General features: G+C 52.9%; 23 protein-coding genes. 13 read left to right on the top strand and 10 right to left on the bottom strand.

Going from position 1 to position 24,989, the window contains the following annotated elements:
- The first annotated feature begins 2 nt into the window (after positions 1–2).
- From cydC to infA, 4 genes are all read left to right on the top strand, one after another.
- On the top strand, positions 3–1,748 hold the full coding sequence (gene cydC / locus NCTC9997_RS06300; protein WP_064977598.1) for a heme ABC transporter ATP-binding protein/permease CydC: 1,746 nt from the start codon (positions 3–5) through the stop codon (positions 1,746–1,748).
- A 235-nt stretch (positions 1,749–1,983) separates the two neighbouring features.
- The gene (gene aat, locus NCTC9997_RS06295; RefSeq protein ID WP_064977597.1) at positions 1,984–2,745 is read left to right on the top strand and encodes a leucyl/phenylalanyl-tRNA--protein transferase; all 762 of its coding nucleotides are present in this window, start codon (positions 1,984–1,986) and stop codon (positions 2,743–2,745) included.
- Between the two features lie 40 nt (positions 2,746–2,785).
- Positions 2,786–3,505 carry an arginyltransferase gene (locus NCTC9997_RS06290; RefSeq protein ID WP_064977596.1) on the top strand — a complete coding sequence of 240 codons (720 nt, stop codon included), beginning with the start codon at positions 2,786–2,788 and terminating at the stop codon, positions 3,503–3,505.
- Between the two features lie 100 nt (positions 3,506–3,605).
- Positions 3,606–3,824 carry a translation initiation factor IF-1 gene (gene infA / locus NCTC9997_RS06285; RefSeq protein ID WP_010861786.1) on the top strand — a complete coding sequence of 73 codons (219 nt, stop codon included), beginning with the start codon at positions 3,606–3,608 and terminating at the stop codon, positions 3,822–3,824.
- Between the two features lie 103 nt (positions 3,825–3,927).
- Here the strand turns inward: infA and clpA are convergent, their stop codons facing one another.
- Together clpA and clpS are read right to left on the bottom strand one after the other, a co-directional pair.
- The gene (gene clpA, locus NCTC9997_RS06280; protein ID WP_039045327.1) at positions 3,928–6,231 is read right to left on the bottom strand and encodes an ATP-dependent Clp protease ATP-binding subunit ClpA; all 2,304 of its coding nucleotides are present in this window, start codon (positions 6,229–6,231) and stop codon (positions 3,928–3,930) included.
- 74 nt (positions 6,232–6,305) lie between these two features.
- Positions 6,306–6,623, bottom strand: coding sequence for an ATP-dependent Clp protease adapter ClpS (clpS, locus tag NCTC9997_RS06275; RefSeq protein ID WP_010861788.1), 318 nt, complete (start codon positions 6,621–6,623; stop codon positions 6,306–6,308).
- Between the two features lie 241 nt (positions 6,624–6,864).
- Between clpS and cspD the strand changes: the two genes are divergently transcribed.
- The 3 genes from cspD to NCTC9997_RS06260 all read left to right on the top strand — a co-directional run bounded on the left by cspD (position 6,865) and on the right by NCTC9997_RS06260 (position 9,302).
- Positions 6,865–7,092, top strand: coding sequence for a cold shock domain-containing protein CspD (gene cspD, locus NCTC9997_RS06270; RefSeq protein ID WP_010861789.1), 228 nt, complete (start codon positions 6,865–6,867; stop codon positions 7,090–7,092).
- Between the two features lie 339 nt (positions 7,093–7,431).
- Complete coding sequence (locus NCTC9997_RS06265; RefSeq protein WP_064977595.1) at positions 7,432–8,574, top strand: YcbX family protein; 1,143 nt, start codon at positions 7,432–7,434, stop codon at positions 8,572–8,574.
- A gap of 53 nt (positions 8,575–8,627) precedes the next feature.
- The gene (locus NCTC9997_RS06260; protein ID WP_064977594.1) at positions 8,628–9,302 is read left to right on the top strand and encodes a Crp/Fnr family transcriptional regulator; all 675 of its coding nucleotides are present in this window, start codon (positions 8,628–8,630) and stop codon (positions 9,300–9,302) included.
- A 171-nt stretch (positions 9,303–9,473) separates the two neighbouring features.
- Here NCTC9997_RS06260 and tsgA read toward each other — a convergent pair whose 3' ends face one another.
- The 6 genes from tsgA to NCTC9997_RS06230 all read right to left on the bottom strand — a co-directional run bounded on the left by tsgA (position 9,474) and on the right by NCTC9997_RS06230 (position 16,766).
- A complete protein-coding gene (gene tsgA, locus NCTC9997_RS06255) occupies positions 9,474–10,652 on the bottom strand; it encodes an MFS transporter TsgA (RefSeq protein ID WP_064977593.1) in 1,179 nt (392 codons plus the stop codon).
- 72 nt (positions 10,653–10,724) lie between these two features.
- A complete protein-coding gene (gene deoD / locus NCTC9997_RS06250) occupies positions 10,725–11,432 on the bottom strand; it encodes a purine-nucleoside phosphorylase (protein WP_010861793.1) in 708 nt (235 codons plus the stop codon).
- A gap of 495 nt (positions 11,433–11,927) precedes the next feature.
- Entirely contained in the window at positions 11,928–12,467 is a 540-nt protein-coding gene (gene hutZ / locus NCTC9997_RS06245; protein WP_010861794.1) for a heme utilization protein HutZ, read from the bottom strand.
- Between the two features lie 182 nt (positions 12,468–12,649).
- A complete protein-coding gene (hutX, locus tag NCTC9997_RS06240; protein WP_010861795.1) occupies positions 12,650–13,246 on the bottom strand; it encodes a heme utilization cystosolic carrier protein HutX in 597 nt (198 codons plus the stop codon).
- 107 nt (positions 13,247–13,353) lie between these two features.
- Positions 13,354–14,706, bottom strand: coding sequence for a heme anaerobic degradation radical SAM methyltransferase ChuW/HutW (hutW, locus tag NCTC9997_RS06235; RefSeq protein ID WP_064977592.1), 1,353 nt, complete (start codon positions 14,704–14,706; stop codon positions 13,354–13,356).
- Positions 14,706–16,766, bottom strand: a complete 2,061-nt coding sequence (locus tag NCTC9997_RS06230) for a TonB-dependent hemoglobin/transferrin/lactoferrin family receptor (RefSeq protein ID WP_167550127.1) — start codon at positions 16,764–16,766, stop codon at positions 14,706–14,708. The genes hutW and NCTC9997_RS06230 overlap by 1 nt, the downstream gene beginning before the upstream one ends.
- Before the next feature lie 198 nt (positions 16,767–16,964).
- Between NCTC9997_RS06230 and NCTC9997_RS06225 the strand changes: the two genes are divergently transcribed.
- The 6 genes from NCTC9997_RS06225 (at position 16,965) to NCTC9997_RS06200 (ending at position 21,773) form a co-directional block, all read left to right on the top strand.
- Positions 16,965–17,813 carry an energy transducer TonB gene (locus NCTC9997_RS06225; protein ID WP_064977591.1) on the top strand — a complete coding sequence of 283 codons (849 nt, stop codon included), beginning with the start codon at positions 16,965–16,967 and terminating at the stop codon, positions 17,811–17,813.
- Between the two features lie 66 nt (positions 17,814–17,879).
- Positions 17,880–18,539, top strand: coding sequence for a MotA/TolQ/ExbB proton channel family protein (locus NCTC9997_RS06220; RefSeq protein WP_064977590.1), 660 nt, complete (start codon positions 17,880–17,882; stop codon positions 18,537–18,539).
- Positions 18,536–18,967 (top strand): ExbD/TolR family protein, encoded by a 432-nt coding sequence (locus tag NCTC9997_RS06215; protein ID WP_064977589.1) that lies wholly within the window; start codon positions 18,536–18,538, stop codon positions 18,965–18,967. The genes NCTC9997_RS06220 and NCTC9997_RS06215 overlap by 4 nt, the downstream gene beginning before the upstream one ends.
- Positions 18,964–19,899: a hemin ABC transporter substrate-binding protein gene (locus NCTC9997_RS06210; RefSeq protein WP_082935492.1), complete on the top strand. Its 936-nt coding sequence runs from the start codon at positions 18,964–18,966 to the stop codon at positions 19,897–19,899. Before NCTC9997_RS06215 ends, NCTC9997_RS06210 begins: the two co-directional genes overlap by 4 nt.
- A 12-nt stretch (positions 19,900–19,911) precedes the next feature.
- The gene (locus NCTC9997_RS06205) at positions 19,912–20,973 is read left to right on the top strand and encodes a FecCD family ABC transporter permease (RefSeq protein WP_039045333.1); all 1,062 of its coding nucleotides are present in this window, start codon (positions 19,912–19,914) and stop codon (positions 20,971–20,973) included.
- Positions 20,970–21,773, top strand: a complete 804-nt coding sequence (locus NCTC9997_RS06200; protein WP_064977588.1) for a heme ABC transporter ATP-binding protein — start codon at positions 20,970–20,972, stop codon at positions 21,771–21,773. The genes NCTC9997_RS06205 and NCTC9997_RS06200 overlap by 4 nt, the downstream gene beginning before the upstream one ends.
- Positions 21,774–21,967: 194 nt before the next feature.
- Here the strand turns inward: NCTC9997_RS06200 and mlc are convergent, their stop codons facing one another.
- On the bottom strand, positions 21,968–23,185 hold the full coding sequence (mlc, locus tag NCTC9997_RS06195; RefSeq protein ID WP_064977587.1) for a sugar metabolism global transcriptional regulator Mlc: 1,218 nt from the start codon (positions 23,183–23,185) through the stop codon (positions 21,968–21,970).
- A gap of 107 nt (positions 23,186–23,292) precedes the next feature.
- Positions 23,293–24,939: an AMP-binding protein gene (locus NCTC9997_RS06190; RefSeq protein ID WP_010861806.1), complete on the bottom strand. Its 1,647-nt coding sequence runs from the start codon at positions 24,937–24,939 to the stop codon at positions 23,293–23,295.
- Positions 24,940–24,989: the final 50 nt, after the last annotated feature.

The raw sequence follows: 24,989 nt of genomic DNA, 5'->3' as shown, positions 1-24,989 counted from the left end.
CCGTGCGTGTATTACTGCCATTTCTTGTTTTATACCGCCGTCACTGGATCCGCATGACCCTCGGCATCCTCTTGTCGATACTGGCACTAGGTGCCAGTATCGGCCTGTTGGCGTTGTCTGGCTGGTTCCTTGCTGCCTCTGCGCTAGCGGGGATGACTATCGCCGCTAAAACTTTCAACTATATGCTGCCTGCGGGCGGGGTGCGTGGCTTGGCCATTGGCCGTACCGCGACCCGCTACTTTGAGCGTGTAGTCTCGCACGATGCCACGTTTCGTGTTCTAACGCGTCTGCGGGTGTTCTGCTTTAGCCGTTTGATCCCGCTGTCACCGGGTGGTCTGGCGCGTTTTCGTCGTACCGAGCTGTTAAACCGCTTGGTGGCGGATGTCGATACCCTCGATCACATCTATTTGCGACTGATCTCTCCCTTGCTCTCCGCCTTGGTGGTGATCGGCAGTACCACTTTGCTGCTCTCGTTGCTGGATACCCGTCTGGCGCTGACCTTGGGTGGCATTATGCTGGCCTTGCTGCTGATCCTGCCGGTGATTTTCTACCATGCCGGTAAACCGATCGGACGCGATATTACCGCGCAGCGCAGCCGCTATCGGGTGCAACTGGTGGAATGGTTGCAAGCCAATGCGGAGCTGGTGTTATTCGGCGCCCTGCGCCGTGTTCGTGAGCAACTGGATGCGACCGAGCGTCAATGGCAGCAGCGTCAGGCACAAGAAGCCTCGCTTGCTGCGTGGTCACAAAGTTTGGTGGTACTGGCGTCCGGCCTAACCGCCGTTCTGATGCTGTGGCTAGCCGCCGATCATGTCGGTGGCAATCCGCATCCGGGAGCATTACTGGCGCTGTTTGTGTTCGTCACCTTAGCGGCTTTCGAAGCACTGGCTCCGGTAGCCTCTGCCTTCTTGCATTTGGGACAAGTCATGGCCTCAGCGGAGCGCGTGCAAGATGTGATTTCACAAACGCCGCCAGTGCAGTTTGTAACTGAGCCAGAAGATAAAGCCTGTGCGGGTGAAACAGCTGCCAATCCGGCGCTGCAACTGAATATCCAGCATGTCACTTTCGGTTATACGCCAGACCAACCGGTTCTGCGCGATGTCAGTTTGCATCTTGCTGCGGGTGAGCGGATCGCTCTGCTGGGAAAAACCGGCTGTGGTAAGTCGACCTTGCTCAATTTGCTGACGCGCGCCTATGACCCGCAGCATGGCTCTATTGCGTTAGGTGACACCGATATCCGTTTGTTACCGGAAAGCCAACTGCGCCAAGCAATTTCAGTGGTCTCACAGCGCGTACACATTTTTAGCGCTACCCTGCGCCAAAACTTACTGCTGGGCGACCCACGCGCCAGTGACGCGCACTTAAGTGATGTGCTGCGTGATGTTGGCCTCGACACCTTACTGGACGGTGAAGGGCTGGATATGTGGCTGGGTGACGGCGGTCGTCCTCTGTCTGGTGGTGAACAGCGCCGTTTAGGCATTGCCCGCGCCTTGCTGCACAACGCGCCCCTGATGCTGCTCGATGAGCCAACAGAAGGGCTTGATGCCGATACTGAGCATAAGATCTTAGCGCTGCTAGAAACGCATAGCCGCGGTAAATCGGTGATTGCCGTTACCCACCGTCTAAGCGGACTGGATCAATATGACCGGATCTGCGTGATGGAAGAAGGCCAAATCATCGAGCAAGGTAGCCACAGCGAACTGATGACCCAACAAGGGCGTTATTATCAGCTGCACCAACGCCTGTAACTTGCGATCCCCACTGCCGTTTTGCAATCATTCTTGCTACGGTTTTGCTATGGCTTGGTCATGGGTCTGGCCATACATGAGTCTGGTCATATCTGTTCATAGTAGTGGGGAAATTTACCGCGTCGCGCTCTTACGCTAAACAACGGCGCTTTTATTTTATAGCGCCGGTTAACCGCTTGTTTGGTAAGACGTTCCAGTTAGGTTAACAATTTCAGTGTGGTAACAGAGAAGCACCATGTGGCTGCATGCACTTTCTGCTGAGAATACAGATTTTCCGCCCATCGATTCGGCGCTCACCGATCCGAACGGCTTGCTTGCCTTTGGTGGCGATCTGAGTGTCGAGCGCTTACTGAATGCCTATCGCCATGGCATTTTCCCATGGTTTAACCCCGGCGAACCTATACTCTGGTGGTCGCCCGATCCACGCGCGGTATTTTTTCCCGCACAGCTGCAACCCAATCGCAGTATGCGCAAGTGGCTGAAAAAATCACCGTTTCGCGTCACCGTAAATCGCGCCTTTAGTGATGTCATTCACCACTGTGCGGATGTACGCAGCGGCGAAACGTGGATCTCAGATCAAATTCAGGCCGCTTATGTGCGCCTGCATCACTTAGGCATCGCACATTCCATCGAAGTCTGGCAAGGCGATACGTTGGTGGGGGGATTGTATGGGGTGGCGATCGGGCAGGTATTTTGTGGCGAATCGATGTTTTCGTTACAGGATAACGCCTCCAAAACGGCGTTACTCACGTTTAATCAGGCCTTTTATCAGGCTGGTGGCACGCTAATTGATTGTCAGGTGATGAATCCCCATTTGGCCTCGCTGGGCGCCGTGAGTCTGCCACGTAGCGATTTTCAGCGAATTTTAGTCGAACATCAGACACAGTCATTACCGGCCTCTTTCTGGCAGCCGCGTGAATTGGCCTACCGTTTTGAATCGCGTAACGGAAAACCGCCAATGCCATCTGGCGATATTCAGAGCCGAACGCCCGATTAATGCCGCACGTGCAGCGACCTTTTGAATCAAGACAAACACTATGCCCGAATCACAGACTTCACATTGTATCCAGTTGTGGCTCAGCCCGCCGAGCACCTGCAGCTATCTGCCGGCAGAGACCGAGCAAGTCGGCGTTATCTTCGATGAGCAGTGGCTAACGCCTGACGGTTACAGCCAATTGTTGACCGCCGGATTTCGGCGCAATGGACAATCGTTGTATCGACCACACTGTCCGGCGTGTTCGGCGTGTAAATCCCTGCGGATCAGTACGCTACAGTTCAGCCCTTCCCGTTCACAAAAACGGGCAATGAAATATTGGAGTGCGGCCTCGTGGCGAATTTATGATAAACTACCGCCTGAGTTTTTCGCTCTGTATGCCAGGTACATCAGTGCCCGTCACGCTGGCGGCAGTATGTATCCGCCGGATAAAGCGCAGTTTGAATCCTTTGCGGAATGTCAGTGGCTCGATGTGGCTTATCTTTGTATGTATCTGGAGGATCGTCTGGTCGCGGTAGCAGTGACAGATGTATTACCTGATGCACTCAGTGCCTGCTATACCTTTTTTGATCCGGATCTGAGCGCCCACTCACCGGGTGTTGCGATGCTGATGAAACAGCTGGAATGGTCAAAACAGAGTGGAAAACGCTGGGTCTATCCCGGTTATCAAGTTGATGCCTGCAGGGCGATGTCTTATAAAAAACGCTTCCGTCCGGCACAGGAATTAACCCAGACAGGTTGGCAGTGGGTCAATGAATGCTGAGTTTTAACCAGCTTTAATGCCCTGTTGCCTTTACACTATCGACGTTTTTCGGCATTATCTGCCGGTTATTATTCAGGTTGTAAGCCTTAACGAGGAATAGATGTCTAAAGAAGACAGCATTGAAATGCAAGGTACCGTGCTGGACACGCTGCCAAACACCATGTTTCGTGTAGAACTGGAAAACGGTCACGTTGTGACTGCCCACATCTCCGGCAAAATGCGCAAAAACTACATCCGTATTCTGACTGGCGATAAAGTGACCGTGGAAATGACTCCTTACGACCTGAGCAAAGGCCGTATCGTATTCCGTAGTCGCTAATCGCGGTTATAAAAAAACCCGGATTGCTCCGGGTTTTTTTATGTCTTGACGTTGGCTCTTGCTCCTGCACAAGAGCCGATCACGTGATTAATCTTTGTAATGATTAATGCACCATGCCCTCTTCTTCGCGGCGAGTACTGGCACTGCTAAACTGATAAGTCAGCACATTGCCTTCTGTATCCACCCCGACTTTCACCACGCCACCGTGCGTCAGTGAACCGAACAGCAGTTCGTTCGCCAGTGGTTTTTTCAGGTTATCCTGAATCACACGACTCATAGGACGTGCGCCCATCGCCTGATCATAACCTTTCTCTGCCAACCAGTTGCGGGCTTCGGCGCTGACCTCCATCGAGACGCCTTTAGCATCCAACTGTGCTTGCAGCTGCACGATGAACTTGTCGACCACCTGATGAATGATCTCCGGTGTCAGATGGTTAAACCAGATGATGTTGTCCAGACGGTTACGGAACTCTGGCGAGAACACCTTCTTGATTTCGCCCAAGGCATCGATGCTGTTGTCCTGCTGCTTGAAGCCAATGGATTTGCGCTGCGTTTCCTGCACACCGGCGTTGGTGGTCATCACCAACACGACGTTACGAAAATCCGCTTTACGGCCATTGTTGTCGGTCAGCGTACCGTTATCCATCACCTGCAACAGCAGGTTAAAGACATCAGGGTGCGCTTTTTCGATTTCATCCAGCAAAACCACCGAATGAGGATGCTTGATCACCGCATCGGTTAGCAAACCGCCCTGATCAAAGCCGACATAACCTGGAGGCGCACCAATCAGGCGGCTGACAGTGTGACGCTCCATGTATTCGGACATATCAAAGCGCAGCAGCTCAATCCCCATGGCGCGCGCCAGCTGTACGGTAACTTCGGTTTTACCCACCCCAGTTGGGCCGGCAAACAAGAATGAACCCACCGGTTTGTTATCTTGTGACAGCCCTGCACGGCTCATCTTGATGGCTTCAGTCAGCACTTCAATGGCTTTATCTTGACCAAAGACCAGCATTTTCAGCTTGTCATCCAACGAGCGCAGAATATCGCGATCACTGGAAGAGACTGATTTTTCTGGAATGCGGGCAATACGCGCCACTACCGATTCAATGTCGCTGACGTTAACGGTTTTCTTGCGTTTGCCGGCTGGAGCTAAACGGCAACGAGCACCGGCTTCGTCAATCACGTCAATCGCCTTATCCGGCAAATGGCGCTCATTGATGTACTTAGCGGACAGCTCCACCGCAGCACGGATCGCTTTGCTGGTATAGCGAACATCGTGGTGCGCTTCATATTTTGGCTTCAAGCCCATCAGGATCTTCGTGGTTTCGTCTACTGACGGCTCAATCACATCAATCTTCTGGAAGCGACGCGCCAGAGCACGGTCTTTTTCGAAGATATTCGAAAATTCCTGATACGTGGTAGAGCCCATCACCCGAATCTTACCACCCGAGAGCAGCGGTTTAATCAGGTTCGCGGCATCCACTTGTCCACCCGAGGCCGCCCCAGCACCGATGATGGTATGAATTTCATCGATAAACAGGATGGCGTTCTCTTCCCGCTCCAGTTGACGCAAGATGGTTTTAAAGCGTTTTTCAAAATCACCACGGTATTTGGTACCCGCCAACAACGAGCCAATATCCAGTGAGTAAATCACGCAGTTGAGCATGATTTCCGGTACATCGCCTTCCACTATCCGCCAGGCCAGACCTTCGGCAATCGCTGTTTTACCCACCCCAGCCTCACCAACCAGCAGCGGGTTATTTTTACGACGACGGCACAATACCTGAACGGTACGCTCCAGCTCTTTATCGCGGCCAATCAGCGGATCAATACCACCGACACGGGCCAGCTGGTTTAAGTTAGTGGCAAAGCTTTCCAGACGCTCTTCGCCCTCTTCGCCAGAATTGGCGGCCGACGCAGCATTGCCCGGTGCACTGCTGCTACCGGTGGAATTGCTTTGATTAGGTGCTTCTTTACGAATGCCGTGCGAAATGAAGTTCACGACATCCAGACGGCTGACATCGTATTTTTTGAGCAGGTAAGCGGCCTGAGATTCTTGTTCGCTAAAGATAGCCACCAGCACATTAGCGCCGGAGACTTCACTACGACCGGAAGACTGCACGTGGAAAACCGCACGCTGCAGTACTCGTTGAAAACTTAAGGTCGGCTGCGTTTCACGCTCACTGTCTTCTTCGGCAATGAGTGGTGTGGTCTGTTCGATAAACACCGACAGATCGTTACGCAGCATATCCAGATTGACGGAGCAGGCTTCCAATGCCTCACGGGCTGAACTGTTATCAATCAGTGCGAGCAAAAGGTGCTCGACGGTCATGAACTCATGCCGTTGCTCACGCGCTTTGGCAAATGCGAGGTTCAGACTTAATTCAAGTTCTTTATTGAGCATAGGCACCTCCCCTAGACGCCGAGATAGATGCCGGGAGCATGGCTAACAGCAGTTAACTTTTCAGTTTTCCGGTGTCAGGCTTTTTCCATTGAACACAGCAATGGATGGTCGTGCTCACGGGCATACTGATTAACTTGCACAACTTTTGTCTCTGCTACCTCAGCAGTAAAAATGCCACAAATTGCTTTACCCTGATAGTGCACAGTCAACATTAATTGTGTCGCCTTCTCTATGTCCAAGCTGAAGAACTTAGCCAACACTTCGATAACAAAATCCATCGGGGTATAGTCATCGTTGTTCAGTACAACCTTATACATAGACGGTGGCTTAACCGTTGTTTTTTCTTCGTCCCTGACGAGCTCATCAATTCCAATCCAGTCTAAATTACTCATAACTCTATCGTAGTCTTTACGGTCATCGGATGCGAATGAAATGTTAATTTCGGTGAAATTTTAGTGAAGACATCCTCAATGCGACCTTTGTCGCCTTGACGTTACGATCAATTCTACTAGAGTGTATCGCTAAGTGGTGTGTATATTTCGACCAATCAGTGGCTTTTTGTCTCTGATGGCCGAATTTGTTGTTTTACATCACGGGTATGTCTGTATGGTATCACTCGAGGGATGTAGAGGTATGGAAACGGGTACTGTTAAGTGGTTCAACAATGCCAAGGGATTTGGTTTCATCTGTCCGAGCAATGGTGGTGACGATATCTTCGCCCACTATTCCATCATCCAAATGGATGGCTATCGTACGCTTAAAGCAGGACAAGAGGTGCAATTCGAAATGCACCGCGGCCCCAAAGGTTGTCATGCAACCAATATCATTGTCCCCTCGACAGAAGCTGAGCTGATTAAATAATCGGCGGCTTTCCTGTGTCATTCAAAAAAGCAGACTTTAGGTCTGCTTTTTTATTATATTATTTTGTTCTTTCGTTAAAGAAAAATAATCTAAACCAACAAGCTGTGCCTTTTAAACACACAAACCAACATAACCGAGCCTAACATCACGCACTGATGTTTCTGTTCTGTGTGTTCTGTTGCCGCGTGTGAAAGCGCTCTTTTCGCGTTGCGCGTGCTTGCATACACTGCCTAGCATCCGGATGATACAGGCGGTCATCACTGCGCCAGTCAGTATTTTAATCAAACCGGTAACACCTTAATTTTGCGCAGACTCTTTAACCCGGAAAGGATCTCTGTAATGAAACCTTCGCTGTCTGAGATTTATGTACACCCCATCAAATCCACCCGCGGCATTGAGGTATCCAGTGCCCAAGTGGTGGAAAGTGGCTTGGCGTTTGATCGCATGATGATGCTGGCCGATCCCGATGGGCGCTTTGTGACCGCGCGTGAGATGCCGCAATTGGTGTTGTTCCAGACGGCGCTGTTACCTGATGGCGTGGTGATTCATAGTCCGGATGGCGACAGTATCGCGGTATTTTATCGCGATTTTACCCAGCGAGCCCCTTCCGAAGTGTGGGGAAACCATTTCGCCTCATTGGTAGCGCCAGAGACGGTGAATCTGTGGTTGAGTGAGAAACTCGGACGCACACTTTGTTTGCGCTGGACCGGCTTTCATTCCGAACGACGGGTGGAAGGTCACGCCGAGCAACCGCTCTCGTATGCCGATGGTTATCCGCTACTGCTGATTTCTGCTGCCTCCCTTGACGCTTTACAGCAGCGCTGCTCACAGCCTCTTACAATGCGCCAGTTCCGCCCGAATTTGGTGGTGCGCGATACTGAGCCATTTGCTGAAGATAGCTGGAAGGTGATCCGCATTGGCGAGGTGATTTTTGATGTGGTCCAACCCTGTGGCCGTTGCATTCTAACGACGGTGAATCCGGCCGATGGTACGCTACATAACCAACGCGAGCCGCTGCATACGCTGACCCAATTTCGCCGCTACGGTAATGATGTCGATTTTGGCCAAAACCTGATTGCCCGTAATCAAGGTTTGGTGCGTTTAGATATGCCGGTCGAAGTGCTGGAAACCGCAGAGCCGCGCGTTTATCCGGATAATGCCCATCCACTACCGGCGCATACACACGAAGAGCGTCTGGAACCGCTGCATTCGGTGTTAATCGAAACCCACGGAATTGCCAGCGGAGATATCGCGTTTACCGGCAACAATCATCACACCCTGCTCGATCAGCTGGAAGCACACAATGTGCCTATTCCGTCATCATGCCGCGCAGGACTGTGTGGCACATGCCGTGTTACGCTGTTGTCGGGTGAAGTGACTGCGCTGACCAACTCAGCCGTACGCGGGGATAAAATTTTGGCCTGTAGCTGTATTCCTCGCACCAATTTACAATTGAAATTGCGCCGTAAAGTGCGTGAGTGATTGAGCATTAGAGCAGTAAACCGACGCAAAGGCGCGGATAACCGAGAGCAAGCATGCAATTAAAACCCTTACACAAAGGACGCTTTCAGGATCACTGGCAAGATAATCATTCCTTGATTGAGCAGGTGGTGCTTAGCTGTATTTCTGAAGAGAAAATCATCGAAGAAAAGTCGCCGCTGATGAGTCAGGGGCAACAGCTAAATTATCTGACACTGGTGCGAAGCGGTAAGGTGTCGATCGGTTACACCGCGCAAAATGGGCGCAGCTTTCAGCTCGGCACCATGGAGTGCGATTATCAGGTTTTCGGGGAGATGGAGTTTTTTAGCGGCTATCGCTGTCAGCTTGATATCATCGCCGAAGAGACGCTGACGGTGGCCTTTATCTGCGCCGATAAATTGCAGCAGGCGTTGGTGAAAAATCCACAAGTCGCCCTGTTCTTTGCCAGCGCCATTGCGATCGATTATCAGGATACGGTGAATATTCTAATCCATCGCATGCTCTATCCTATCGCTTATAACGTGGCTTACGATCTGTACCAGCAATATCTGCGGGATTTCCCTGTCGGCGGTTTTACCAAAAGCTATATGGAAGCCGAACGTTTCGGGACAACCGATCGCGTTTATCGCCGCGCCGTAAAAGAGCTGACTGACTTAGGATTGGTGGAGCGCAGCAAGCAAAGGCTCAGTATCACGGATATCGACGCCCTTAAGCGTTATCTGGCGCTCTAGCTACTCCTGTGGTGTACGGTGAAGTGTTAACCGCGTAGCTATCACCTATGCAGTGATTATGCAGTGATGCAGATAGCATGCGTTCACACTGGCTTTTCATCCCTTCCCTAACAAAAACACCGGCCAAAAGCCGGTGTTTGTTTTTTGCAGTTATCGCATTGCAAGCTTAAATCAGTTCGCGACCTGCTGCGGCTCTGGCGAAGCGGCTTTATGCAGACGGAATGAACCGAGCAGCATCAACAAGATCACCGCGTACAGCATTGGGATAGCGTACATCACCGCTTGCAAACCAATCACTTTTTCAAACACCGCACTGATTGCGGGGCTGAACATGGCTCCGGCACTGCCGCTGATCAAAATATACGACACGTTCTTACTGCTTGGTTGACGCACAAACGACACGCCATAAGCGATAAAGGCGTTATACAGCGCTGCGCAGACAAAACCGTAGCCGTAGGTGTAGTAAGACAGCATGCCCACATCAGACGTGTTCACAATCAAGGTGGTGATCACCAGTGCCAGCGCAATCACTGCCAGCAAGAAGTGATGGATCTTGACGCGCGTTACAATGGCAGTAGACGCCAATGCACCCAGCAAGGCGGCAGCCCAATATTGCGTGATGATGTTGCCGGCATCTTCAAACGGAATGTCGAACTTTTGCTTAACGAACAGCGGCGCCCATGTCAGGAAGGTATACAGCGCCAGCATGCCCAAGAACAAACCAAAGCCACCGCTTAACAGGCCAAAATTCCACTCCGATTTGGCGTTATCACAGCTTTCGGCACTTTGCTCGCAGCGGCGGAAGTTAGTGAGCGCGGCAATCAGCATGGTTACCAGCGCTACACCACCCACGGTCAGGTAGCTGTAGCTCCATGACATAGAACGCGTCAGCGTATAGGTGGTCACCAGTGGGAATACAACCCCTGCCACGTTAAAGGTGGCGTCTTGTACCACCAGCATGGTGCTTTGCAGTTTATCTTTCCATACTGCCACCACAATGGTACCGGCAATACACAAGCCAACACCGCCGCAAAAACCGATCACGGTCATAGCAGCCATCACGACGGCCAGCGATCCGGTAAGATGCAGGGTCAAGGCGCTAAGCGCAATCAGTGTATAGCTGAGCAAGGTAATGCGTTTGATACCGATTTTTTCAATCAGGAAGAAGGCGGCGATGGTGCCCGCCAGAGCGCCGCCATTAAGCAGCGAGAAAATGGCCGCCACATCGTTCACCGGCGCAGCAAATTTTGCAGCAATCGGCTCTATCAGCATGCCAAACTGGGTGGCAAACCCGGCCATAACAAAGTTTGCCAAGAAACTGATGGCGGTAAGTGAGAGTTTGTTTTTCATTGTTATTATCCCGTACTGATGTTGAAGGGTACGATATGGCGACCTTAGCTATCGCGACATTAGCGCGATAAATTAGCAGGACAAGGCCGTCTCCAGCGCCAACTCAATCATGTGATTGAATGACAACTGACGCTCTTCGGCGGTGGTCTCTTCGCCTGTCAGACAGTGGTCAGACACAGTGAGGATCGCCAGCGCTTCGATACCCTGCTGATGCGCCAGACCATACAGACCGGCCACTTCCATATCGATACCCAGTACGCCAAATTTCTCCAGCGCAGGGATCAGATTTTCGTCTGGATCGTAGTAGAGATCGCCAGTAAAGACGTTACCGGCACGCACAGGGATCTCCTTCTCCTTCGCTAAGGTGTAGGCGCGGTGCAGCAGGTTGAAATCTGCGGAGGTAGCCATGTGGTATCCGGCGCTGCGCTTGGCGTTGGTTGGTGAGTCAGTACCGGCGGCTACCGCCAGAATCACATCACGCATCTGCACATCACGCTGGGTCGCACCTAGGCTTCCGATACGAATGATTCGCTTGACGTTAAAATCATTCACCAGCTCATGGGCGTACAGCACCATGGAAGGGATCCCCATACCGTGGCCCATCACTGAGATCCGCTGACCTTGATAAAAGCCGGTGTAACCGAGCATGTTACGGACATTGGTCACTTCACGGGCGTCGGTCAGATAAGTTTCAGCAATATAGCGGGCGCGCAGTGGGTCACCCGGCATAATCACGGTTTCGGCAAAATCACCTGGCTGAGCATTGATATGTGCTGTCATTTACTTCATTCCTCTTACAACCAATTCGGTGCGTATCTACCGGTTATCTATACCCTTTCGACTTGAAGCTGCAGGTAGGCGGCAAGTTGTTTGGGTATACAGCGTGTTTGCTTTGCTAAAAAACACGAATAAAAAACACGAAAGAGCAGATACATAACTCGGTAGCGCGAACATGGTCGCAGTGTACGGCTGCGCTGACTGCGTTGCAGAGGACATATGTCCTGTCTGGCGGATCGGCCTCTCATTTCACGGATTTTATTCCGCATTGCAGCCAAATCACCGGATAAATGAGCGATTCAGAGGAAGGAAAAAATGAGAAAGCAACGGCGACCTATGAAAGCGCCGCCGTTGTCTTACATTGAGTTAATGTGTTTCACACTTCAACCGCCTACCCCAAGCCTCGCCCTGTGCACGCATGATGGCAATTATGTATGCCATTTATGTCATGTATGAGGTGAGTTGCACTGTGGCGAGTAGCGCGGTGGTGAGTCAGCCTCAGGCTTTAACTGGTTCGCCGGACACCGTTTTATGCCCTTCTTGCAAATGCACCACATCCACCAAATCATCACTGCTGACTTGGAACGCCTGACCAAATCCTTTCACGTACAGACCTTGCTCTGGCACCATGCGGAACAGGATAAAGTCTGCCATTTGCGACAAATTGGCCACGATATCACCGTGACGAGCTTCCAGCGCCGCAACAGCCTCCTGCCAGCTTGCCGTATCACGCGCCACTTTCTCAACACGCGCATCGAACGTCAGACGCTTACGGGCAAACAGCTGGCGCGACTGACTTTCATCCTCAATCATCATCAACGACGTACGCGGCACCTGCTGTAAATTGCGCGCATGCCGTGCAATTTCTGAAATCAGCACATAATAGCCATCCGCCAGTTGCACAAAGGGCGCGTAGCTGACATTCGGCATGCCATCGGCATCCACGGTCGCCAGCACCACGGTGCGGCATTCGTTACGAAACTCAGTGATTTCTGGTTGCAGGCGATTTTGCAGACGCTCTTGACGTTCGTTGGTCATGACAATGTCTTCCTTCATTCAATACTTATTAGTCTAATTTACTGCCCTGATAAGGCTATTCACGTTGTCGATTTTTATTATCATTCGCGTTGTTTGGCCCGGCGGAACGCCGAGCCAGCTAAACGCGAGGTATCCAACCCGATAGATGCCACTTAAGAGCGATGTCACTTAAGCGAGCGCGATTACTCTGCTGCCGGCTGCGGCTGGGCAATCAAGCGCACACGCAGCTGCTCAAACAGCGCAACTTGTTCCGGCAACAGCTGACGCTGTTTGTCTCTACCTAAGTACACTTTGAACATAGTGCGGCCGTTAGCAGCAAAGAATTGCAGGCTATAACTGGCCTTGCCCATAAACGGTTTGGCCAGCAACGCGATGTGCGAAACTTGCGATAACAGCAGGTGGCCATGCAAACCGGTTCCCTCTTTGGAGTACAGGTTGAAATAGCCGTGCCCCGGTTTACCGGCAGGGAATGCCCCTTTGAATTCAAAAATGCTGCCTTCGGACTCCACGATGGTGGTCAGTTGGCCCCAACCGGTCAGCTCTTCCAGCAGCGATTGCGCCCAGCTACCATGCGCCATCACCGCCATCTCTTCGGGCAGTGCGGCAACCAGCTGATATTCACTGACGCCAAAGCGCGCAGCTAACTCTTGTGTGCTGGCACTCATCTCTTTTTCTGACAGCTCCGCCAATTGCCGGCACAATTCGCTGTGAACGGCATCATTTTTCGTGACTGCATCAGCTTTAGGTGCGGTGTCAGCCAGTACATCCGTATGAGACATGTTTTCTCTCCGTATTCATTCAGGTTTCATTGCGACCCGATGAGAGCGCAATTGGGGCGCACCACATCAGGTCAGAAAAAGGGGACAAAATAGCCGTAACAGGCAACTCAGGCGGCTAAGGGCGGCGATAAACGCAATGCGTTAATCAGCCCTTGTGCCATGTTGATATTCCAGAAACTACCGGCCGTGGTTAGACGCGCTTGGTCTGCCTCTAACGCCAACAGCCCTCGCTCTTGCCACTGTGTTAAGAGTGGGCTGACGTAGTCATACAGCGCCATACCACTTAGGCTATCTAACTCGCTGCGTTGCAGTCGGCCACGATCAAAACCGGCCTTAATAGCACAGTGCAGCGCATGCTGCGGATTAGGGCTCATCATCATCACCACCGGATAACGCTCTTCGCGGATGGCTTGGTGATAGCTCTCAAGATCGCGAGTTTGCATCAGGGCAAAGCCGTCAATAAAGCCACCCGCGCCAGCCCCCGCCGGCAACACATCGGCGGTCGTTTTCGCCAGATGGTTGTAGCGGCTGCGTTCGCGTGCATCGCGCGTCCAGTGATTGACACTGATTTGCTGAATGCCGTGCTGCTGCATAAACGCGACGCCTTGGGCGTACATACGCGATTTTTCAGGTGTCGCGGCCGGTGCCGGCAGACGGTTCTCCTCCACCAAACGCGCCATCGGAGTGCCTTGCATCTCAATCAGCTGATACAGGTCCACCCCGTGTGCGCCGCTGTGTAGGAAGTCCTGCAGGTCTTGCTGCCACGCCGTGGCCGATTGATGCGGTAAACCAAACATCAGATCGACGATAATCGGCGCGCGGTCCAGCGCCACCAGATGACTCACGGTCTCCAGCAACTTTTCGCGTGGATCGAGCCGCTTGGCTTTACGCCGAACATCGGTATCGAAACTCTGCACCCCGAACGAGAAACGATTCACGCCACCATCAACTGCGGCGTGGTATTTCTCATCGCTAAAGCGATTGAGACGGCCTTCCAGCGTAATCTCACAATCGTCGGTCAGCGGGAAATGCGATTTAATCAGCTGGCCGAGGGCAAAGATTTGCTCGGCAGTCAGATCCGTCGGCGTACCGCCACCAATGTATACAGCGGAAAACGGTGCGGCTTGTGTCCACGGCATCGCCGCTTTGCGTTTTAGCTCTTCACTCAGCGCCGCGAAATATTCGGCCACCAGCGCAGGGCTGGCGGCATACTGAAAGAACGAGCAAAAGGTGCAGCGCACCCGACAAAACGGGATATGGATGTACAAACAGCGCGGACGAATCGCCGGCGTGTCTTGCATCAATAACTGCTGCAGTTGCCCTTGCACCGCCGGAGGAGGCAGCGGTCGCCCGCTGCCTCCGGCATGTGCCTGACGTTTGCCGGTAAAGGCGTACGCGAGAGGGTCTGGGCTGTGATGGCCCAGAATGGAGTCATCCAAAACAGATAAATCAATCATCATCAGAAGGAATACCGCACACCAACCTTAAAGTTACGACCGGCGGAATAGAGCTGGTCAAAGGCCTGACGGTAATATTCGTCAGTCACGTTATCGATACCCACATCCACTTTGACTGCTTTGAACGCGCCCGTTTGTGGCTGCCAAGTGGTATAGAGATCCACCAAGGTGTAGGACGGATACACATTGGTCACGTTAGATGGCAATTCATCTTGTGATTCGTAATGGCTGACGTTCACGCCCGCTTTCAAGTCGCGATCCATAAAGTAGTGGCTCACGCCCAATACCCACTTATGCGCCGGAATGTTATTCAGTGGCTGGTTGGTTTTCTTGTCCCGCCCTTCTGTCTGGGCATAGCTCAGGCTGGTTTCCAGATCGCGCCAGTTATAACGCGCGTCTAACTCAACGCCACGCAAACGCGCATCGGTCACGTTCACGTATTGGGTGGTGAACATGTTGACCTGCTGATCAATGTAGTTGTTGACGTTGTTATGGAAATATGTCGCGCCAAACGCTAACTCATCGTCAGCCAGCACGTTGTTAAAGCGCATCTGTGCTGAGATTTCTTTGTTTTTGGCGGTTTCCGGTTTCAAATCGGGATTGGCTTTAAACACGTTGCAGCCCATCGGGCCCATGCAGAAGTGAGTACCGGTGGTGTACATCTCTTCCATGCTTGGTGCACGGAACGCTTCGTCGTAACGCGCGTTTAAAGTCAGCCAATCGGTCGCCGCCCAGCGCAGGCCAACGGATGGCGACAAGTGATCTTCGCTACGCTCGGAGCCGGCAATATTCTTGTCTTCGGCGGTAAAGTGGTCATAACGCAGACCCGGTAACAGGTTCCACTGGCTACCTAATGGAATATCGGCCTGAACATAACTGCCCCAGACTTTGCTGCGGCCATCGGCTGGAATCGGACGGTTCTTCCCTTCCCGCTCGCCTTGGGTTTTATCTTCATAAATATCGCCGCCATAGGTCAGGCTCAGCAGATCAAACTGCGAATGGTTACTGATATTCATACCCAGTGTGCGGTAATCCACCTTATCGCTTTGCTTTTTCGTGACGCGATATTCATCAAATTCCGTTTTGTTCACATAGGCAGTAACGCGTGCGTCCAACCAACGGCTATCGGTTGGATTCAGGCGATAATCCAAGGTGGTATTGAAATCACGGGTTTTCTGCTGCACCAGCGGCACCGAGGTGCTGACCATCTGTGATGGGTTACTCGGTGCATTCTGATGGGTTTCGGCTTGGCGAACTGACAGCTCCAGACGCTGCGCGTCATCTGCCTGCCAGCCCAATTTGGCTAACCCCCCCTGATTGCGATAGGCCGAATCAGTCAGGTGCTCGCCGTTCCCCAAACGCAGGTTATTGGCATCGGCGTAGTAGCCGTTCAGCAGGAAATCGACGGAGTCCCCCAACAGGCCATACACGGCACCGCTGGTTTTGGTTTCATCATTGGCGCTGGCGTAACCTTGTTTCAGATAGCCACCCACACTCTGATCGCCTTGCAGCATATCGGGGGCGGAAATAGTTTGCTGCGCGACCACGCCACCCAGTGCGCCACTGCCCCACAGGGAGCTGGTCGGCCCTTTGATCACTTCGATGGATGACAACATTTCAGGATCCATGAAGTAAGTCGCACGGTGTCCTGAGGTGGTGTTCTGACGCACGCCATCCACCACCTGCAAAATGCGGTTGCCACTTAAACCCCGTACTGACGGGCTTTGCGCATTAGCGCGCGGACCGCCACTGACATCCACGTTAGGAATGTATTTCAGAGCTTCTGCCACGCTGGCCGGTTGTTGTTGCTGAATTTGTGCCTGCGTCACCACCGCAACCGAGCGCGTTTCTTGCGACAGCGCTTTATTTTCACGGGTTGCCGTAACCAGGACTTCATTGAGCTGAGTCTGAGGCTCAGCCGGTGCGGCGTTGGCGGCAAATGAAACCGCGACACTGTTCAGAATTAACAGACTCAGTGCTGAGCGTTTAAAGCCGGTGTGTTTAGCGGTCATCGCGGCTGTCGCGCTGGACAGTCGACCGGAAGATTGCAGATGGTTGGCCACTGGCATTAATTCCTTTTAGTTCATGATGAAAAGAGGAAAAACAAGCAATGTGTTAGCGGTGGCGAAGCGTAACCGATCATTGAATGCGAATGCAAATAATTTTCATTTGATCTCAGGTATCATCAAAATGTATAGTGCAGCCATTCTTGATTACTGACTGTTTTCTTTGCTGATAAGTCTGGAAGACCGGAGTTACCCATGCCGCTGACGTTGCTTACTGCTGGCGCTCACCTTCGCCGCAATAAACGCCTTTTACTGGCGTCAGGTTTATGTATGTCGGCCCACGCCGCCTTACTGCTGTTTGGACTGCAGCCAACCCAAACCCGAGCCGTCACCTTGGTCTCCCTCAGTGCAGGTCCCGCATTGGTGCTCAATTTGGCCGCCACCGGCGCACAAAGCGGTGCCGCAGCCGACGTACAGCCTGCGCCACAAAAGACTGAACCGAAAAAAGTCGTTGACCCGAGCGCCGTGCCAGCCAAAGCCGCTGAAACAGCAAAAACCGAGCAAGCTAAACCCAAGCAAGCTAAACCGGTCTTGAAAAAAGAACCTGCGCCTAAAAAAATAGCGCCGAAAATTCCAGAAGAAAAAGCTCCAAAAAAGACAGTTAAAAAGACAGCGAGAAAATCAACAGACAACACAGAACAGCACAACCCTGTCGCGGCTAACACGAGCACGACTGCCGCTCACTCCTTGGCCACCACGCAGTCAGCGGGCGGAGCACCGAACACAGCCTCCCGTGCAGCACCAGCCTCTACCGCACAAGCCCGTGGCAGCAGCAGTGAACCGCGTTTTCGCGTTCCCCCTTCGGCGCCGGAATACCCGAAAGCCTCACGCATGCGCCGTCAAGAAGGCACCGTATTGCTGGAAGTGAAACTGGGAACTCAAGGCGAGCAATTGCAAGTCGTACTGCTGAAAAGTAGCGGTTTCCCCCTACTGGATCGCTCGGCATTGAAAGCCGTAAAGGGATGGCAATTCTTGCCACAAGAAATCAACGGCCAAGGTGTCAGCCATGTGGTGCGAATTCCCGTGCGCTTTGAGCTGACTTAAACGCTGCCATTAAGACACAAAATTACGTACACCCACTTCTATTTAGACTTAAACAGGCTGTAAACCATGATTCTTGCGCAACTTGAACACCAACTCGGCAGCATGATGTGGCCGCTGCTGACCTGCTCTTTTCTGACCGGCGTGATTTTACTGGATCGGCTGTTTCGCCTGCTGCAAGCCGGTCGACTTGGCCAACATCATCTGGCCGCGCAGCTGTTACCTGGGCATAGCAATACCCTGAATAGCGTATCGGCCAGCCAGCTAGATACGATGCAGCAATCGTTGCAGCAACGCCGCTCGTTATTACTGCAAGGGGTCGCACTGCTGCTAACGCATCGCAACGAAAATAAAGCCTTACGCGAAGAAATTGCTGCGATCTGGCTGCAATCTAAGCGCCGTCAGCTCAGTAGTGGTCTGAAATTACTTAATCTGCTTGCCGCCATCAGCCCACTTCTGGGTCTGCTGGGCACCATTTTGGGCTTGATTCAGATGTTTCAGGATATCGGCGCGAGCAACAGTCCAGTGACTCCTGCATTGCTGGCCGATGGTTTAGGCGTTGCAATGTACACCACCGCCGCCGGGCTGTTTATTGCGCTACCGGCACTGGTGGGTGCACAGCTGTTCAGCTTATGGATTGATCGGCTGATTAACGGCGCCGAACACGGCATGAACCAATACAACTTGTGGCTAGAAGGGATCCCGCTGTGTGAGGATTTCACGTCATGATCCGCGATCGCTCAGCGCCAGAAAGCAGCAGCCTTGGGATAGATCTCACCCCGTTGCTCGACATCATCTTTATCGTACTGGTGTTTTTATTGCTGACCGCCAATGTGCGTATTCAGAGCATGGACATCACCTTACCGGAAGTGGCTGATAGCACCCAACCGGCACAAACGGTACCGGAAAGTCTGACATTACACCTGTTTGCCGATGCGCCTTACTGGGCGCTGGACGAGCAAAAATTCACGGATTGGGATGCCTTCAGCAACGCCATTTTGACCGCACGCGCCCAGCCGCATACCTCCGGCGCTCAGCCAGAGATTATTATCGCCGCCGATCGCGATGCCAGTACTGAACGCTTATTGAATTTACTCAATTTCCTGCAGCGACAGAACATTCCTGCCGCGCAGATTTTAACCAAGGGATCAGAATGAAACAGATGCGCCTTTCTCACTACGCCCTGCTGGCTTGCCTCAGCCTGCCAACCGTTACTTTGCACGCAGCACCTACCGATAGCGCGGCCATGAGCACACATCCAGTTGCAGCTTCTGCCACACCACCTATTGCGCCACAGACCGCGCCAACGCGCGTGATCAGTGCCGGTAGTAATGTGACAGAAATTATTGTGGCGCTGGGCGCTGGCGATGTACTGGTAGGTGTTGATAGCAGCAGCCGTCTTCCTGCCGACAGCAAAGCCGCAACACTGGGCTATATCCGTCAATTACCAGCCGAAGGCATGCTTGCCCTGCGCCCTGATTATGTGATTGGCTCAGATGAAATGGCGCCGGCCTCGGCGCTGACAGCGCTGCAACAGGCCAAAATTCCCCTGACCGTGTTGCAGTCCGATACCACACCAGAAGCGCTCAAAGCGCAAGTGACGCAAATTGCTGCCCTGCTGCATAAAGAAGCCGAAGGCCAAACACTGCAGACGAAAATCGATCGACAGCTCGAACAACTCGCACAAACGCGTGCTCAGTTGCAGAGCAAGCAACACGGCAAACCGCTCAAAGCCGTGTATCTGCTGCTGCATGATGGTCGCCCGCCGATGATTGCTGGCGGCAATACTCCCGCCGATACTCTGCTGACCTTAGCCGGCGCCGTGAATCCGGCCGCTTCGGTGCGTAATTACCAAACGGTGTCAGCCGAAAGTCTGCTGGCCATGCAGCCGGATTTGATTGTGGTCAGCGAGCGCAATTGGACTGACGATGCCGACTCTCTGCTGGCCAAACAACCGTTACTGCAAAACACACCGGCTGGACGCAATAAAGCGGTGCTACCGATTAACGGTAAAGCGTTGATTGGTGGTATCGGCCTGAGCACCTTGAGCGAAGCCCAGCGTCTGGCCAATCACCTGAATCAGCAGTAAGCGGAACGCCCGATGTTACGACTGAAACTCTCTTTGCTCGGTAGCAGTGGATTGCTGCTGCTGAGCTTCATGTTGCTGCTGTCAATTGCCACCGGTCCGGTGCGCCTGCCGTTAAGTGAGAGCCTGCAGGCGCTGCTTTCGTTACCGAGCCACGCCAACGATCTGAGCACACAGCAATTGATTATTCAGACCATCCGTCTGCCGCGCACCCTGCTGTGCATCAGTGTGGGGGGAATTTTGGCACTGGCGGGCGCGGTGTTGCAGGGGCTCTTTCGTAACCCCTTGGCTGATCCGGGCATTATCGGTGTCAGTGGCGGCGCGGCGCTGGGGGCGGGATTGTCGATTGTTTTGCTTCCTGCCGGCGTGTCGCTGGCCGGTTTGAGTATCGCCGGTTTCAGTCTGGGTTGGTTGTCGCTCGGTTATACCGCGCTGTGTGCGTTTTTGTGTGGGATGCTGACCACACTGCTGGTCTACCGTATCGGGCGCACACCGTTTGGCACCTCGGTCAACATGATGTTATTGGCCGGCGTGGCCATTGGCGCTATCGCATTTTCCGGTCTGGGATTGTTGAGCTATCTGGCCGATGATCAGCAACTGCGCGATCTGTCGCTTTGGCAGATGGGCTCCCTCGCCGGTGCCCGTTGGGACACCTTACTGCTCAGTAGCCTCACCCTGCTGGTATTGCTGGTCGGATTTTATCGACAAGCCCCTGCGCTCAATGCCCTGCTGCTGGGGGAGTCCGAAGCACGGCATCTGGGCGTGAATGTCGAGCGGCTCAAACGTCGCTTGATCATCGGCTGTGCGGTGGGTATTGGCGTTTCAGTGTCAGTCTCAGGGATGATTGGGTTTATCGGTCTGATCGTGCCCCATCTGGTACGCATGCTGTGCGGCCCAGATTATCGTAATTTGCTGCCGCTGAGTGCGCTGTGTGGCGCAATCTTATTGCTGCTGGCAGACTTACTGGCGCGCCAATTGGCGGCACCGGCAGAAATTCCGGTTGGGATCATCACCGCGCTGCTCGGCGCACCGTTTTTTATCTGGCTGCTGATCCAACAAAAAAGGAGCGCCGCATGACCGTGGTCGAATTGCGTAATCTGACCTTACAACGTGGTCGACGCCAGATTTTATCGCAGCTGTCGTTAGACTTGCGAGCCGGTGAGCTCACCGTACTGCTCGGCCCCAACGGCACCGGTAAATCCACCTTACTCAAGTGCATCAGTGGCGAAATGGCGGCGCAAGGCGAGATCCGCTTGTTCGGCCAACCGCAGTCGCAGTGGCCAGCGCCAATACTCGCCCGCCGGATGGCCATCTTGCCGCAAAGCTCGGCGCTGTCATTTTCGTTTTTAGCCCGTGAAGTGGTGGCGTTAGGCCGTCTGCCGCATGCATCAGGCAAAATCGCCGATGAGGCCATCATCCAGCGCTGCCTGCAAGCGGTCGGGGCGGAACATCTCGCCGATAGCGCCTATACCGTGCTCTCCGGCGGGGAGAAACAGCGCATTCACTTTGCACGCGTCCTCGCGCAGCTCGATGAGTATATGGCCGACTCGCCGCAGACCGAGCGCGAGCCCACCGCCGCCGCACCGAAACTCTTAATGTTGGATGAACCGACATCGGCACTGGATTTAAGCCACCAGCATCAGACGCTGCAAACGGCGCAGCGCCGTGCGCGACAGGGTGATGCGGTACTGGTGATTTTGCACGATTTAAATCTGGCGGCGCGCTATGCCGATCGGGTATTGCTGCTCAATCATGGGCAGATTCAGGCCGATGGCTCACCAGAAGAGGTGTTGACTGCTGAGTGTATTAAGCAAATTTTCGCTTTCGACGCGCAGGTGTTCCGTCATCCAGAAACCGGACGACTGCATATCAGCTAACGCGCCAACATAACGATAACGCAGCGCAGGCGACAAAATTGAGCGTTAAAAATACAAAAGGTGGACAGCATCCTTATGCCATCCACCTTTTTCTCATTTCTGCTGCGTGAAAGTACTTTCTGTATATTTAGCGAACTATTTAGTCAGCTATTTAGTGAGCTACCGGTAGTAAGCACGGCACGAATAGCGCGTGATTAACCTTCCAGCAGTTTAGTTAACAGCACGCCACTGTAGAGCGACTCTTTCACCAACCCCGCCCCCGGCATGGTGCCTTCGTTATAAAAACGGGTTGGCTCCAACGTGAGGTTTTGCGTATACAGTGGATAGGCATTGGCTTCCAACGTACGCATAATCACCGGAAACATAATGGACTGCGCCTGACTCAACGGTGAACCAAACAGTACTTTTTCTGGATGGAACAGGTTCACCAACATGCTGAGCAGCACACCAATGCGCTCCGCCGCTTCGGTAAGCAAATTCAGCGCCAGCGCATCAGCGTTTAATGCCGCTTGGCACAGGTTCGACACGTTCAGTGTCTGATGTCGCAACACGCTCTCTTCGCCGCTCTCTAAACGCTGCCGCGCTTTACGCAGCAAGGCTTGAATATTGATTTCCGTTTCCAGACAGCCACGATGCCCACACTCGCACGGCTCCCCTTGCGGGTTAACCACAATATGGCCAGCTTCAATCAGATTACGGTATTGGCCGTGGATCAGTTTGCCATCAATCATCACCCCAACGCCGACGCCATGATTGATACTTAGCTGAACCACGTTCTGACAGCCTTGTGAAGGCCCAAACAGCGCTTCGGCCATCGTCCACGCACACACATCATGGCGCAGCAGCACTGGCAGACCAGTTTTTTGCTCCAGCTCCGCCGCCAGCGGCATATCCTTCACATGGTAATACGGCATCTGGTGCACAATACCGCGCGTCGCATCAATGACACCGGGCAACGTAATGGCAATGGCACTCAAACGCTCCAGTTTGTCCTGATGACGAGTAAAGAACAGGTCAATTTCACTGACTAAACGCTTTAATAAAGCCGATTGCTCGCGCTCAATAATATCCAGCCGCTCTTCAATCAGCAGTTCGCTGCTCAGCTCATGCAATGCGAGGGTGAGATAGCCGCGTCCAAGACGCGCGGAGAGAAAATGCCAGCCTTCCGTATCCAAAATCAACCCGACCGCTGGGCGGCCACGGCTACCCGGCTCTTGGAATTCATCTTCCTTAATCAGGTGCGCATCCAACAACTCACGGGTAATTTTGGTAATACTGGCCGGAGCCAGATTAGCCTGCTTCGATAACTCAATACGGGAAATGGGTCCCAACTGATCAATCAGGCGATACACAGCTCCGGCATTAATTTGTTTTATTTGATCGATATGTCCGGGATTGTGCCCTTCCGCCATTTTAGTCCACTCCGACAGGGTATTTCATACCTCGAAATAATTAAGCCGTCATGGTGTTGGCTTTAAGGAACAGCGTCAACCCCGCTATCGTTGAAGCGTGACCAAGTTTACAACCAGCGCACCTTCTCGCCTTTCGACCACTGGCGGACCGCCTCGTTATAGCGCTGTTCGACCTTGTGCCGACGTAATTTCAGTGTCGGGGTCAGATCGCCACTGTCGATAGTCCACGGCTCGGAAATCACCGCAATCCCGCTCAATACCTCGTGCGGTTCGAGCTGTGCATTCACGCTTTCTAGATGTTCGGTCAACGCTTTGGCTAACATTTCCCGCGGCAGCGCCAGCGAACTGGCTGACAGTTGCACCAAGCCCACCGGCTGCGGTAAGCCGCTGCCAATCACACACAACTGCTCAATAATCTCCAACGAAGCCAGTTTAGCTTCCAACACCACCGGCGAGACATATTTGCCTTTTTCGGTTTTAAAGATGTCTTTCAAGCGACCGGTAATTCGCACATAGCCTTGCGCATCAATTTCGCCCAGATCGCCGGTATACAGCCACTCATCTTTAATCGCCAAAGCGGTTGAGATGTCATCCAGATAATAGCCCAACATGGTGCCGGGGCTGCGGGTCATGATCTCGCCTTCCTCCGACAACATCACTTCCACCCCTTTCGAGGCATGGCCAATTGAGCCAATTTTATCGGCGCGGAATGGATAATTGATGGTGCCGTAGGCTAAGTTTTCCGTCATCCCCCACGCTTCGGTGATATTCATCCCCAAACGGTGATACCAATGCAGAAGCGATGGCGCAACCGGCGCGGAGCCGCAGCCCAACACGCGGGCGCGGTGCAAGCCTAATTTGCGTTGGATGACGTACTTAATCAGGTTATTGACCAGCGGAATAGACAGCAGACGCTCCAACTTCTCTTCCGGCATTTTTTCCAAGATGCGCGAACGAAATGCTGACCACAGCCGCGGTACAGAGATAAAGATAGTTGGTGCCGTGGCCTTGATGTCGTCAACAAACGTATCTAGCGACTCAGGGAACGAAATCGTACAACCGCCATATAAGCTGCCACCGAGGATATACACCCGCTCAGTGATGTGAGACAGCGGCAGATAAGAAAAACCGCGATCATTCGGGCCTAATTGCACGGTTTGCGCCACCGATTTAGCCGCCCAGCCAAAGCGCTCGTGGCTGTGCATCACCGCCTTAGGCCGACCGGTACTGCCAGAGGTATACACCAGTGACATCAAGCTTTCCGGCTCAGGGATCGGACTTTCTTCCAGTGGCAGGAAATCATTAAGTAGCGCTTGCCACTGATACTGGCAAGGCGCGGTCGGATACGGGAAAGCGATACGTAAAATGTCCGGCGGCAATACCGCTTCGACATTTTCTGGATGATCTAATTTGCCGATAAAAATGGCTTTACTCTCGGAGTGCTCCAGCACATAGCGAATGGTTTCGCTGTTCGCCGTTGGATAGATAGGAACACTGACAAACCCGCCCATCATCATGGCGAAATCGGCAATAAACCATTCGGCACAGTTTTTCGAGAGCAAAGCTACCCGATCGCCCGGTGCAAGCCCCAAGCCACGCAGTGCGCTGGCAATCACCCGCGCTTGACGTGCCACTTCTTTCCACGAGTAGCAATTAAAATGACGATTAACCGGCTGGCGCAGATAGGTTTCATCTGGACGATGCGATTCCCAGTAGTAGAGCATTTCCAGCGGTTGTTTTCTGATGATACTCATAAATGCCCCCGATCACTGGTGTGGTAAAATCGACTTCATGGTTAATCTTT

It is taken from the genome of Plesiomonas shigelloides (assembly GCF_900087055.1).
Taxonomy (GTDB): Bacteria; Pseudomonadota; Gammaproteobacteria; order Enterobacterales; family CAMTGL01; genus Plesiomonas; species Plesiomonas shigelloides.
Note: the sequence above shows the minus strand (reverse complement) of the source record. Positions and strands in the feature narration are given on the sequence as shown.

What these genes read in the sequence shown, in the direction of transcription:
- mlc (WP_064977587.1), bottom strand. Translation starts at nt 23,185, where the DNA reads ATGGCGGAAGGGCACAATCCCGGACATATCGATCAAATAAAACAAATT.
- cspD (WP_010861789.1), top strand. Translation starts at nt 6,865, where the DNA reads ATGGAAACGGGTACTGTTAAGTGGTTCAACAATGCCAAGGGATTTGGT.
- hutZ (WP_010861794.1), bottom strand. Translation starts at nt 12,467, where the DNA reads ATGACCAACGAACGTCAAGAGCGTCTGCAAAATCGCCTGCAACCAGAA.
- hutW (WP_064977592.1), bottom strand. Translation starts at nt 14,706, where the DNA reads ATGATGATTGATTTATCTGTTTTGGATGACTCCATTCTGGGCCATCAC.
- NCTC9997_RS06190 (WP_010861806.1), bottom strand. Translation starts at nt 24,939, where the DNA reads ATGAGTATCATCAGAAAACAACCGCTGGAAATGCTCTACTACTGGGAA.
- NCTC9997_RS06200 (WP_064977588.1), top strand. Translation starts at nt 20,970, where the DNA reads ATGACCGTGGTCGAATTGCGTAATCTGACCTTACAACGTGGTCGACGC.
- deoD (WP_010861793.1), bottom strand. Translation starts at nt 11,432, where the DNA reads ATGACAGCACATATCAATGCTCAGCCAGGTGATTTTGCCGAAACCGTG.
- infA (WP_010861786.1), top strand. Translation starts at nt 3,606, where the DNA reads ATGTCTAAAGAAGACAGCATTGAAATGCAAGGTACCGTGCTGGACACG.
- NCTC9997_RS06260 (WP_064977594.1), top strand. Translation starts at nt 8,628, where the DNA reads ATGCAATTAAAACCCTTACACAAAGGACGCTTTCAGGATCACTGGCAA.
- NCTC9997_RS06290 (WP_064977596.1), top strand. Translation starts at nt 2,786, where the DNA reads ATGCCCGAATCACAGACTTCACATTGTATCCAGTTGTGGCTCAGCCCG.
- tsgA (WP_064977593.1), bottom strand. Translation starts at nt 10,652, where the DNA reads ATGAAAAACAAACTCTCACTTACCGCCATCAGTTTCTTGGCAAACTTT.
- clpA (WP_039045327.1), bottom strand. Translation starts at nt 6,231, where the DNA reads ATGCTCAATAAAGAACTTGAATTAAGTCTGAACCTCGCATTTGCCAAA.
- NCTC9997_RS06225 (WP_064977591.1), top strand. Translation starts at nt 16,965, where the DNA reads ATGCCGCTGACGTTGCTTACTGCTGGCGCTCACCTTCGCCGCAATAAA.
- NCTC9997_RS06205 (WP_039045333.1), top strand. Translation starts at nt 19,912, where the DNA reads ATGTTACGACTGAAACTCTCTTTGCTCGGTAGCAGTGGATTGCTGCTG.
- NCTC9997_RS06265 (WP_064977595.1), top strand. Translation starts at nt 7,432, where the DNA reads ATGAAACCTTCGCTGTCTGAGATTTATGTACACCCCATCAAATCCACC.
- hutX (WP_010861795.1), bottom strand. Translation starts at nt 13,246, where the DNA reads ATGTCTCATACGGATGTACTGGCTGACACCGCACCTAAAGCTGATGCA.
- NCTC9997_RS06215 (WP_064977589.1), top strand. Translation starts at nt 18,536, where the DNA reads ATGATCCGCGATCGCTCAGCGCCAGAAAGCAGCAGCCTTGGGATAGAT.
- NCTC9997_RS06220 (WP_064977590.1), top strand. Translation starts at nt 17,880, where the DNA reads ATGATTCTTGCGCAACTTGAACACCAACTCGGCAGCATGATGTGGCCG.
- NCTC9997_RS06210 (WP_082935492.1), top strand. Translation starts at nt 18,964, where the DNA reads ATGAAACAGATGCGCCTTTCTCACTACGCCCTGCTGGCTTGCCTCAGC.
- aat (WP_064977597.1), top strand. Translation starts at nt 1,984, where the DNA reads ATGTGGCTGCATGCACTTTCTGCTGAGAATACAGATTTTCCGCCCATC.
- clpS (WP_010861788.1), bottom strand. Translation starts at nt 6,623, where the DNA reads ATGAGTAATTTAGACTGGATTGGAATTGATGAGCTCGTCAGGGACGAA.